Here is an 11,222-nt window from a genome sequence, read left to right on the forward strand (position 1 = left end):
ATGGTCAAGCCGGAGGGCGTCACCGGCGTACTGGCGGATATGACTACGCTGTCTAATGAGGTTTCGGCGATACTGGTTGGGGCAGAGAGGCAATCGTAATAGGGTATGTATTTATGTTGAGGGGTAACGCGATATTATCCCGGTCTTGGTGCCGGAAGACTGATTTTTAGCCCCGCTGGCCGGGGCGTTCTCTGCTCTCTTGTGCCATCCCCTACACAACACCCATCACCTGCTCCGCGCTCAACAATCCGGCATCATAGCGCCTGAACGCTTAACCGGAGAAAAACCATGTCAACCGATTATCATCATGGCGCGCGCGTGATTGAAATTAACGAAGGCACTCGCCCAATTCGCACCGTCAGCACGGCGGTGGTCGGAATGGTCTGTACCTCCGATGATGCCGACGCCAAAGCCTTTCCCCTGAATACCCCCGTTTTGCTCACCGATGTGCTGGCCGCCAGCGGCAAAGCGGGCGAAACCGGCACCTTAGCCCATTCACTGGAGGCCATCAGCGACCAAACCCGTCCGCTGACCGTGGTTGTTCGCGTGGCTCAGGGCGAAACTGAAGCCGAAACCACCTCCAATATTATCGGTGGAGCCACACCCGACGGCCGCAAAACTGGCATGAAAGCCCTGTTAGCCGCTCAGGGAAAACTCGGCGTACAGCCACGCATCTTGGGCGTACCCGGTCATGACACTTTGGCCGTATCCACAGAATTATTATCCGTCGCGCAGAATCTGCGGGCTTTCGCCTATATCAGCGCCCACGGCTGCAAGACCATGGAGGACGCGATGAAGTACCGGGAGAATTTCAGCCAGCGCGAAGCCATGTTGATTTGGCCGGACTTTCTTAACTGGGATACCGTCAACAATGCTGAAACCACTGCTTACGCCACCGCCCGTGCCTTGGGCTTGCGCGCCAAGATTGATAATGACGTTGGCTGGCATAAATCGCTGTCTAACGTAGGGGTTAATGGTGTTACTGGCATCAGTGCCGATGTGTTTTGGGACCTGCAAAACAGCGCCACCGATGCCAATTTACTCAACAGTAAAGACGTCACTACGCTGATCCGCAAAGATGGCTATCGTTTCTGGGGTTCCCGCTCCTGCTCTGATGATCCGTTATTTGCCTTTGAGAACTACACCCGAACTGCGCAAGTGTTGGCTGACACCGTAGCCGAAGCGCATATGTGGGCCAACGATAAGCCGCTAAACCCGTCACTGGTAAAGGACATTATTGAAGGTATCCGCGCCAAAATGCGCGAGCTGAAATCACAGGGTTACATCATCGATGGCGATTGCTGGTATGACGAGGACGTCAACAGCAAAGACACCCTCAAAGCGGGTCGCCTGTTTATTGATTACGACTATACACCGGTGCCACCGCTGGAAGATTTGATGCTGCGCCAGCGCATCACCGATCGCTATCTGGCCAACTTCGCCCAATCCGTTAACAGCTAAGGAACCGACATTATGGCATTACCACGCAAACTGAAATACCTGAATTTATTCAACGCCGGGAACAGCTATCAGGGCGTGATCGAATCACTTACTTTGCCCAAGCTGGGCCGCAAATTTGAAGACTATCGCGGCGGCGGCATGAACGGCAGCGCCAAGGTGGATTTGGGGCTGGCCGATGATGCCCTCAATCTGGACTGGACGCTGGGCGGTATCGATGCCGAGGTTTACAAACAATGGGGCGTGACCAAAGTTGACGGCGTGATGCTGCGCTTTGCCGGTTCCTACCAACGGGACGACACCGGCGAAACCCACGCGGTAGAAGTGGTGGTGCGAGGCCGTCATGAGGAAATCGACCCCGGCGACAGCAAACAGGGCGATAGCTCCACGGTAAAAATCGCCACCAAATGCGTCTACTACAAATTGACGTGGGACGGCGAAGTGCTGATCGAGATCGATACCGTGAATATGGTCGAAATGGTCAACGGCGAAGATAGGCTCGAAGCCCATCGCCGCAATATCGGCCTGTAACCTTATCGACGCATTTATTTGCGCCGCCATTTTATTTTCCCTTTGGATAATGACCATGAAAAAAACGACGACAGCCCCAGACACGACCCCGGAAACGCTCACCGATTTAGAGCAGTTCAACACCATTACACTGGATGTACCTATTGTGCGCGGTAATACCATCATTACCGAAATTACGGTCACGAAACCGAATGCTGGCGCGTTGCGTGGAGCCAAGCTCCAGGCGCTGCTAGATACGGATGTGGATTCGCTGATTAAGGTGCTGCCCCGCGTCACCACGCCAAATCTGACCACGCAGGAAGTGAGCAACCTCGATCCGGCGGATATGTATCAGTTGGCGAACGCCGTGGCGCTTTTTTTCTTACCGAATTCGGTCAAATCCGATTTCCTGACAGCCTGACGGTAGACGACCTGACGGCGGATATCGCGGTCATTTTTCACTGGCCGCCCACCGTCACCGATCCCATGTCATTAGGTGAATTATTAGCATGGCGACATAAAGCCGTGATCCGCAACGGAGGCAGTGATGAGTGATAAAAACCTTCGCTTGCAGATTCTACTTAGCGCAGTCGATAAAGTTACCCGCCCGTTTAAATCCATTCAGGCCAGCAATAAAACGCTGGCCGTCGCCATTAAAGCCACCAAAGACCAGTTAAAGCAGCTAAATAACCAGTCGGCCAGTATTGAGGGGTTTCGTCAGACTAAAACCGCCGTTATCGGTGCGGCTCAGGCGCTGGCGGCAGCCCGCGAAAAAGTACGCCAGTATGATATCGCGGCGAGAAATTCCGGGGGCACTACCGCCAAACAGGCCCGCCAGTTTCAAAAGGCCAGACAGGAAGCCAGTAAACTTAAACAGAAATACAGCGAGTTGCGGACCTCTTTGCACCATCAGCGTAGCGCCCTGCAAAATAGCGGTATTGCCACTCACCGACTGGGTGACGCCCAGCGCAGCTTAAAAGCCAATATTTCCAGCACCACTGCCGCACTAGTCAGCCAACAGCGGCGTCTGGAGCAACAGGCTCAGCAACAACAACGGCTTAATCAGGCTCGTAATCATTTTGATGCCAGCAATCAGCGCAAAGCCTTGGCGGCCGGATTAGGCTATACCTCCATGGCAACGGGTAAAGCTATGGGAAGAGGGATCGCCGGAGCGTTGCATGTGGGTTATGACTTTGACGCCATGATGAGTAAAACTCAGGCGGTGACCCGCATCCCCGATAAGAACTCAGCCGATATGCAGGCCATGCGCCAGCAGGCCCGAACGTTGCCGCTGTCCTCCAAATTTACCGATCTGGAAGTCGCGCAGGGCCAATATTTTCTTGGTCGTACCGGTTATTCACCTAAGCAGGTTTTGGGCGCGATGCCGGGCATGTTAAATCTGGCCGCCGCCGGGGATATTGATTTAGGCACCACCGCCGATATCGCCTCTAACATTCAAACAGCGATGGGGATCCCCGCCGAGAAGATGGATCACGTTGCTGACGTCCTCACCGCGTTATTTACCCGAAATAACGTGGACATTCCGATGCTGGGAGAGTCGCTGAAATACTCTGCGGGTGTAGGTCGGGAGTACGGGCAGAGTCTGGAGACCGTCGCGGCTTCCACGGCAATGCTCGGCAGCGCCGGTATTCAGGGCAGTCAGGCTGGTACTACCATGCGCAGTATTTTAAGCCGTATTGGTGGCTCCAAGGCCGTGTCCGATCTGGGGGTGAAAACCTCGGACAAGAACGGCAATATGCGTGATTTAGTGGATATCCTCAAAGATATCAATGAGAAAACCGGCAAGATGGGCAACGTTGAGCGCGGTGCTATTTTTAAAGATATCGCCGGGCAATATGCAGTGACTGGGTTCGGTGTGCTAATGCATGCTGCCGGTAATGGTTCTCTTGGGAAAATGCGCGGCCAGCCGGGCGAGTATGACGGCGAGGCAAAACGGGTTTCCTCCACCATGCTGGATAACCTGACCGGTGATATGACCATATTGCACGCGGCCATGGAAAATATCAGCGTTGAGCTGTTCGAGAAAAATAACGACTGGCTGCGCTCTGCGGCAAAAGGCATCAGCGAATTTATGCACGGCGTGGCCGAATTCCTCAAAGCACACCCGCAAATCAGCCAAGCCGTTGTAAAGATTGGTGCCGCTATCGCGATAACAACAACCGCTTTTGGGGCACTGGCGATCGCCGTAGTGGGGATTTTGGGGCCGCTGGCCTTGCTGCGTTTCAGTACCCGCGTGTTGGGTATTCGCTTATTGCCCAATTTGTCTGCGGGCATGTCCCGTCTCGCCAGCACCACCCCGATCACCGCCCGCCAATTTGGCAATTTCGGCCAGTCGATATTGTCCATGTCGCGCCATGCCGGAAAAAACGGGGTGCAATCCCTCAAAAGTCTGGGCGGTGCGCTGGTTAATGTGGCGAAATCACCGGTTCAGTCGGGTATTGGGGCATTTAAAATGCTCGGTCGCGGCCTCGCCTGGCTGGCAAAATCCCCGCTTAAATTCCTGCGTTTCGCCCTGGTCAGCGTATCCAGTGTTTTGGGTGTTTTACTCAGTCCAATTGGTTTGATTGGTATGGCAATCGCCGGCGTTGGCTTGCTGATTTACCAATACTGGCAACCGATTAAGGCATTTCTGAGAGGCGTTGTTGACGGATTCCGGCAAGCTGCCGCGCCGATTACAGAAGCCTTCAAGCCACTGGCCCCCGTTTTTGAGTGGATCGCCAGCGGGGTGAAAAAGGTCTGGGGCTGGTTCAAGAAACTACTGGAACCGGTGCAATCCACCACGCGCGATTTAAACGGAGCCGCTGATGCCGGTAAAGCATTCGGCCAATTTCTGGCGGACGGTATCCATCTGGCGCTGACTCCGATGAAGGCCCTGACCGACTCTATCCAATGGGTACTAAAAAAACTGGATGAGGTGCGGGAACGGTCGGAGAAAACCAAAGCGCTGGCAGCAACCCATCCGGGGGTTGCCGCTGCCGCTCAGGCCGCCGGTGTCACGTTTGCCCCGATGCCAACCGGTCACAGCGCCGAGGCTATTCGCAAAAGATTTACCGGCGAGCATGACGCGGGCGGACGTATCCCATTGGGAAAATTTGGCGTAGTGGGAGAGTATGGGCCGGAGATTGTCAGTGGCCCGGTGAATGTCACCAGCCGCAGAAACACCGCCGCAATGGCAACCGCTGCCGCCCTGATGTTCAGCGGCGGAGAGGCGGCTGCCGCGCCGATGCATCCCTATAGCCTGCCGCCGACTCAGGCGGGAGCCACCCATCAGACTCACACGACGATAATCAAAGAAACGCCGGTGCATATCAATGCACCCATTCAGGTTATCGCCCAACCCAATGATTCTCCGATAGATATTGCGCGGGAAATTGCCCGCCAGTTGAGCGCCCTTGAGCGCAGCGCCAGGGCAAAAATGAACAGCAGTTATCGGGATATTGATTAAGGAGCGACTTATGATGATGGCATTAGGGATGTTTGTCTTTATGTTGCAAACCGTCCCCTATCAAGATTTTCAGCATCAAATGGCATGGCGTCACCCGACAAATGCCCGCATCGGCTTGCGGCCAATCAGCCAGTTTTTGGGGCCAGATGAAGAATCGATTACCTTATCCGGTGTGCTATACCCTGAACTGACTGGCGGTAAAGCCTCGCTCATGGCCTTGCAGTTGATGGCTGAAACCGGCAAAGCCTGGTCACTGATTGAGGGGAACGGTGCCATTCACGGCATGTTTGTGATTGAGAATCTTAGCCGTACCAAAAGTATCTTTTTCAGTGATGGTTCAGCGCGCAAGATTGAATTCACGCTGACGCTAAAACGCACTGATGAATCCTTAAAAGAAATGTTTGGTGATTTATCACAGCAATTTGATGATATTGCCGCGCAAATCTCTGACACCGCCAGCGGCTTATTATCATGATTGATATCCTGTCCAATAACGGTCATAACGCGCCGGATTATGCTATTACCGTGGATGGTATCGATAAAAGCGGCGGCATTAAAAAGCGACTGATGTCATTAACCCTAACCGATAATCGCGGTTTTGAGGCCGACCAGCTTGATATGGAACTGGATGATTCAGACGGCCAGTTAGTGCTGCCCCGCCGAGGGGCTAAAATAGCGCTTGCGCTAGGCTGGCAAGGGGCGGTCTTGATTGATAAAGGCACCTTTACCGTGGATGAAATAGAGCACAGCGGCGCACCGGATAAGCTGACTATTCGCGCCCGCAGTGCGGATTTTCGTGAAACGCTCAATATTCGCCGCGATCAGTCTTATCATAAAACCACCATTGGCGGGATAATGAAGATAATTGCCGAGCGCAATAAACTCACACCCACATTAAATAAGGCCATGTCTGATTTAATCGTCGAACATATAGACCAAACCAACGAATCAGACGGCAATTTAATTACCCGACTGGCAAAACAATACGGGGCTATTGCCGCCGTAAAAAAGGGCAATCTGTTATTTATCAAACAAGGCCAGGCGAAAACCGCCAGCGGTAAACCTATTCCAGTGATGACTATTATCCGCAGTTTGGGTGACGGCCATCAATTTAGTATGGCTGACCGGGGCGCTTATACCGGCGTGGTGGCTAACTGGTTGAATACCCGTACCACGGAAAAACCAGTGGTTAAGGTAAAACGAAAGCGTAAACGCAAGGCGACCACTACCGCCAAGCCCAAAGAACCCGAAGAGAAACAAGGTGAATATCTGATCGGCACTGATGAGAATGTGCTGACCTTGCGCACCACTTACGCCCACAAACACAATGCGCAGCGAGCGGCTAAATCCAATTGGGAACGGCTGCAACGCGGCGCGGCCAAGTTCTCCATTCAGTTAGCCAAGGGGCGAGCCGATCTCTACCCCGAAGTGCCGATTAAAGTCACTGGCTTTAAAAAACAGATAGATGACGCCGACTGGACGTTGGTCACGGTCACTCATTCCGTGAATGACAGCGGCTTTACTACCGCGCTGGAATTAGAGGTGAAAATAGATGATTTGGATATGGAGTGATGATTTTGAATCAACAATCACGCATAATTATCATTAACACCGGCCATAGCCGGGATGATGCCGGAGTCCGGATCATGTTCAATTGCCCTTTATGCCACAGCGCAGCCCATACCCGCAGCAGCAGCCAGATCACCATCGAAACCAAAGAACGCTATCACCAGTGCACCAATGTGAATTGCGGACATACCTTTGTGACGATGGAAAGTTTTATGCGCTCAATATCAAAGCCTGGCGAGATTAACCCAGTACCGCCTCACCCGCAAGCAGGCGGGCAAGTGTTGATGTTCTGACAAGTTGATACGCCAATCCTGCTTTTCTCCAGAGACAAGAACGCCCGCTAAAGCGGGCGTTCTTGTTCAACAAAAGTAGTAATAGCATCGACATGGACAATATGTGGACGTTTCTTGAAATAAATCCTTTTATTTCAATGTGTTGAGCCTTGCTTTATGTCACCAAGTACAGACATTGCAGGGGGTTCTCCAAATTGACCGTTCAATAGCAGTCGAAATCAACATAACGGCGGCAGGGCAGGAGGAAGGGGATGCCCTTGTTAGCTCGGTGATTCGGGCGATCACAACGTCTGAGCTGGCACTCCTGCTGCCGACGCTAGGTCGGATAAAACTGTTTTGCCGGGCACCCACTCAGGGTAGATGGCTGGCAAAACAGACTTTTCTGGCAAGTACATCGTGCGGTGGTTGGTGAAAATAGCTGTGCTTGATAAGTAAAGGCCCCACAGTCGTGGAGCCTTTAAGTTTATACCCTTCGGACTTGAAGCAACAGGGTTGTTAGCGGATACACGAGCCTAAATCAGCGACTTAAGTCAGTTCATCGGGCTTTGTTTTCTTGCTACCTGTCCGTCACTCCAAATTCTTTGCGTATCGGGTTATTAAATCGACTGAGTGAAAGTACGAGTAATAACATCCTGTTGCTGTTCTTTGGTCAGCGCGTTGAAGCGTACTGCGTAACCCGATACACGGATGGTCAGCTGCGGATATTTTTCCGGATTTTCCATCGCGTCTAACAGCATTTCACGGTTCATCACGTTCACGTTCAGGTGTTGACCACCTTCGATGGACGCTTCGTGATGGAAGTAACCGTCCATCAGACCCGCTAAGTTAGCTTTACGCACTTCGTCATCTTTACCCAAAGCGTTTGGTACGATGGAGAAGGTATAAGAAATACCATCTTTCGCATAGGCAAACGGCAGTTTGGCAACGGAAGTCAGAGAGGCAACAGCACCTTTCTGGTCACGACCGTGCATTGGGTTAGCACCTGGACCGAATGGGGCACCCGCGCGACGACCGTCTGGGGTGTTACCGGTTTTCTTACCATAAACCACGTTAGAGGTAATGGTCAGAACTGACTGAGTTGGTACCGCGTTACGGTAGGTACGCAGCTTCTGAATTTTCTTCATGAAGCGCTCAACCAGGTCACAGGCGATGTCATCAACGCGAGAATCGTTGTTACCGAACTGTGGATATTCGCCTTCGATGTTGAAGTCGACTGCCAGACCATCTTCATCACGAATAGTCGTTACTTTCGCGTATTTGATAGCAGACAGGGAGTCAGCAGCAACGGACAGACCTGCGATACCGCAAGCCATGGTGCGATATACATCACGGTCATGCAGAGCCATCAGCGCAGCTTCGTAGCTGTACTTGTCATGCATGTAGTGAATGATGTTCAGCGAAGTCACGTATTGTTTAGCCAGCCAATCCATGAAGTGGTCCATGCGTTCCATGACTTTGTCATAGTCCAGCACTTCGTCCATCATTGGCGCTTCTTTCGGGCCTACCTGAATTTTCAGTTTTTCGTCAACGCCGCCGTTGATTGCGTACAACATGGTTTTCGCCAGGTTGGCACGAGCGCCGAAGAACTGCATTTGTTTACCGACGATCATTGGGCTGACGCAACATGCGATGGCATAGTCATCGTTGTTGAAGTCAGGACGCATCAAATCATCGTTTTCATACTGTACAGATGAGGTGTCGATAGAAACTTTCGCTGCGAACTTCTTGAAGTTCAACGGCAGTTTCTCAGACCACAGAATGGTCATGTTCGGCTCTGGAGATGGCCCCATGGTGTACAGGGTATTCAGGAAGCGGAAGCTGGTTTTAGTTACCAGAGTACGACCGTCAACGCCCATACCAGCCAGAGACTCAGTTGCCCAGATTGGGTCACCGGAGAACAGCTCATCGTATTCAGGGGTACGCAGGAAGCGAACCATACGCAGTTTCATCACCAGATGGTCAATCAACTCTTGCGCTTCGATTTCGGTCAGTTTGCCGGCTTTCATGTCGCGTTCAATGTACACGTCCAGGAAAGTAGACACGCGGCCGAAGGACATCGCTGCACCGTTCTGGGATTTCACCGCGGCCAGGTAGCCGAAGTAAGTCCACTGTACCGCTTCACGGGCGTTAGTCGCAGGACGAGAAATATCGCAGCCGTATTTAGCTGCCATTTCTTTGATTTGACCCAGTGCACGATGCTGCTCAGCAATTTCTTCGCGCAGTTGGATGGTCATTTCCAGATCTTCGCCGTTTTCCAGACGTGACTGTAATGAATTGAACTGAGCCAGTTTGTCTTTCATCAGGAAGTCGATACCGTAAACGGCTACGCGACGATAGTCACCGATGATACGACCACGACCATAAGCATCCGGCAGACCGGTCAGGATACCGGATTTACGGCAGTTCAGGATGTCTTTGGTGTAAACATCGAATACGCCCTGGTTATGGGTTTTGCGGTATTCGGTGAACACTTTTTTCAGCTGTGGATCCAGCTCACGACCGTAAACTTTGCAGGAGTTTTCAACCATTTTGATGCCGCCGAATGGAATCAGGGCGCGTTTCAATGGTGCTTCAGTCTGCAAACCAACGATGGTTTCCAAATCTTTGCTAATGTAACCAGCGTCGTGGGAGATGATGGTTGATGCTACGTCGGTATCGAAGTCAACTGGCGCATGAGTGCGGTTTTCCAGTTTGATGCCTTCCATGACCTTGGCCCACAGCTCATCGGTTGCTTTGGTAGAGCCGGCCAGGAAGGATTCGTCACCTTCATATGGGGTGTAGTTCTTCTGGATGAAGTCACGAACGTTTACTTCGTTCTGCCAGTCACCCTCGGTAAAACCTTGCCATGCGTTGGCCAATTTTTCATTAAGTTCGGTCATAATGCATCTACCTTTTAATGTGAATTTCTTCGAAAACCAGACGTAGCGGCCACACTTTAATGTTGCTGGTCACCGCGCAGATAAATTACCCAATAAGTTAACCCTACCAATAACCCGCCACCAATGATGTTACCGATGGTAACAGGAATGAGGTTGTCGATAACAAAGTTACTTACGGTCAGATTAGCAAATTGCTCAGGTGTTGCTCCTATGGCTTGCCAGAACTCAGGCGAAGCGAAGTTTTTAATCACTATGCCCATAGGAATCATAAACATGTTGGCGATGCTATGTTCAAAGCCGCTGGCGACAAACATACCGACTGGCAGAATCATCGCGAACATTTTGTCCATAATGGTACGGCCGGAGTAACTCATCCATACCGCTAAGCACACCATCAGGTTAGCTAAAATGCCCAAACATACTGCTTGAATAAAAGTATGGTGCAATTTGTGATCTGCGGTTTGCAGCACATTCAAGCCCCATTGGCCGTTGGCAACCATGTATTGACCGGCAAACCAGATCAGGGCGACAAAAAACAGCGCTCCGGCCAGGTTTCCAACGTAAACATTCACCCAGTTAGTCCCCAACTGACGCCAGGTAATCCGGCCGCTGGCTTTCGCTACGGTGGTTAATACGGTGGAAGTAAAGAGGTCGCCGCCGCATACCACGACTAACATCAAACCCAGTGAGAAGCAGATACCGCCAACTAATTTCGCAAAGCCGAAAGGAACGCCCGCGGTGCCAGTAGTAGCTGTAATGTAAAATACAAAAGCGATTGAGATAAACACGCCCGCAGTAATTGCCAGATAGAAAGTTTTCATCGGATGCTTGGTGGCTTTGTAGACACCGGCATCTTCGGCTACTTTCGCCATGGCCGCGGGTAGTAATGCATCGAAGGGGTTGTCAGCTTTCACACTAACTCTCTCTTTAGGGTTAATAAAGCACAACGAGATACTAGCAAAGCAGTATAGCGTGAAAATTGACGTGGATCATATTGGGCCACTTTAATCAGCCATAAACACCTGCAATCTCAATGGTTAATCATGT

10 protein-coding genes are annotated in these 11,222 nt (G+C 51.7%); 8 read left to right on the plus strand and 2 right to left on the minus strand.

The window, feature by feature from the left end; all coding sequences use genetic code 11:
- Positions 1 to 288 precede the first annotated feature (288 nt).
- From DBA33_RS07345 to DBA33_RS07380, 8 genes are all read left to right on the plus strand, one after another.
- Positions 289 to 1,461: a phage tail sheath protein gene (locus DBA33_RS07345; protein ID WP_120806085.1), complete on the plus strand. Its 1,173-nt coding sequence runs from the start codon at positions 289 to 291 to the stop codon at positions 1,459 to 1,461.
- Between the two features lie 12 nt (positions 1,462 to 1,473).
- Positions 1,474 to 1,989 carry a phage major tail tube protein gene (locus DBA33_RS07350; protein WP_120806087.1) on the plus strand — a complete coding sequence of 172 codons (516 nt, stop codon included), beginning with the start codon at positions 1,474 to 1,476 and terminating at the stop codon, positions 1,987 to 1,989.
- A 55-nt stretch (positions 1,990 to 2,044) separates the two neighbouring features.
- Entirely contained in the window at positions 2,045 to 2,389 is a 345-nt protein-coding gene (locus DBA33_RS07355) for a phage tail assembly protein (protein WP_120806089.1), read from the plus strand.
- A 23-nt stretch (positions 2,390 to 2,412) separates the two neighbouring features.
- The gene (locus tag DBA33_RS21155; RefSeq protein ID WP_256966697.1) at positions 2,413 to 2,523 is read left to right on the plus strand and encodes a GpE family phage tail protein; all 111 of its coding nucleotides are present in this window, start codon (positions 2,413 to 2,415) and stop codon (positions 2,521 to 2,523) included.
- Positions 2,516 to 5,434, plus strand: coding sequence for a phage tail tape measure protein (locus tag DBA33_RS07365; RefSeq protein WP_120806090.1), 2,919 nt, complete (start codon positions 2,516 to 2,518; stop codon positions 5,432 to 5,434). The genes DBA33_RS21155 and DBA33_RS07365 overlap by 8 nt, the downstream gene beginning before the upstream one ends.
- Before the next feature lie 10 nt (positions 5,435 to 5,444).
- Positions 5,445 to 5,909, plus strand: a complete 465-nt coding sequence (locus DBA33_RS07370) for a phage tail protein (RefSeq protein WP_064514937.1) — start codon at positions 5,445 to 5,447, stop codon at positions 5,907 to 5,909.
- Positions 5,906 to 7,006, plus strand: a complete 1,101-nt coding sequence (locus DBA33_RS07375) for a phage late control D family protein (protein WP_120806092.1) — start codon at positions 5,906 to 5,908, stop codon at positions 7,004 to 7,006. The genes DBA33_RS07370 and DBA33_RS07375 overlap by 4 nt, the downstream gene beginning before the upstream one ends.
- Positions 7,007 to 7,080: 74 nt before the next feature.
- Complete coding sequence (locus DBA33_RS07380) at positions 7,081 to 7,296, plus strand: ogr/Delta-like zinc finger family protein (protein ID WP_120806165.1); 216 nt, start codon at positions 7,081 to 7,083, stop codon at positions 7,294 to 7,296.
- A 596-nt stretch (positions 7,297 to 7,892) separates the two neighbouring features.
- On the opposite strand, the gene pflB is transcribed toward DBA33_RS07380, so the two are convergent.
- Positions 7,893 to 10,175 (minus strand): formate C-acetyltransferase, encoded by a 2,283-nt coding sequence (gene pflB, locus DBA33_RS07385; RefSeq protein ID WP_064512887.1) that lies wholly within the window; start codon positions 10,173 to 10,175, stop codon positions 7,893 to 7,895.
- Positions 10,176 to 10,231: 56 nt separating this feature from the next.
- Entirely contained in the window at positions 10,232 to 11,089 is an 858-nt protein-coding gene (focA, locus tag DBA33_RS07390) for a formate transporter FocA (protein WP_064512889.1), read from the minus strand.
- Between the last annotated feature and the right edge of the window lie 133 nt (positions 11,090 to 11,222).

This window comes from Yersinia sp. IP36721 (genome assembly GCF_003634395.1).
Taxonomy (GTDB): Bacteria; Pseudomonadota; Gammaproteobacteria; order Enterobacterales; family Enterobacteriaceae; genus Yersinia; species Yersinia entomophaga.

Bases quoted from the DNA above. Each gene is read 5' to 3' on its own strand.
- DBA33_RS07365 (WP_120806090.1), top strand. From the start codon at position 2,516: ATGAGTGATAAAAACCTTCGCTTGCAGATTCTACTTAGCGCAGTCGAT.
- DBA33_RS07370 (WP_064514937.1), top strand. From the start codon at position 5,445: ATGATGATGGCATTAGGGATGTTTGTCTTTATGTTGCAAACCGTCCCC.
- pflB (WP_064512887.1), bottom strand. From the start codon at position 10,175: ATGACCGAACTTAATGAAAAATTGGCCAACGCATGGCAAGGTTTTACC.
- DBA33_RS07345 (WP_120806085.1), top strand. From the start codon at position 289: ATGTCAACCGATTATCATCATGGCGCGCGCGTGATTGAAATTAACGAA.
- DBA33_RS07380 (WP_120806165.1), top strand. From the start codon at position 7,081: ATGTTCAATTGCCCTTTATGCCACAGCGCAGCCCATACCCGCAGCAGC.
- DBA33_RS07375 (WP_120806092.1), top strand. From the start codon at position 5,906: ATGATTGATATCCTGTCCAATAACGGTCATAACGCGCCGGATTATGCT.
- DBA33_RS07355 (WP_120806089.1), top strand. From the start codon at position 2,045: ATGAAAAAAACGACGACAGCCCCAGACACGACCCCGGAAACGCTCACC.
- DBA33_RS07350 (WP_120806087.1), top strand. From the start codon at position 1,474: ATGGCATTACCACGCAAACTGAAATACCTGAATTTATTCAACGCCGGG.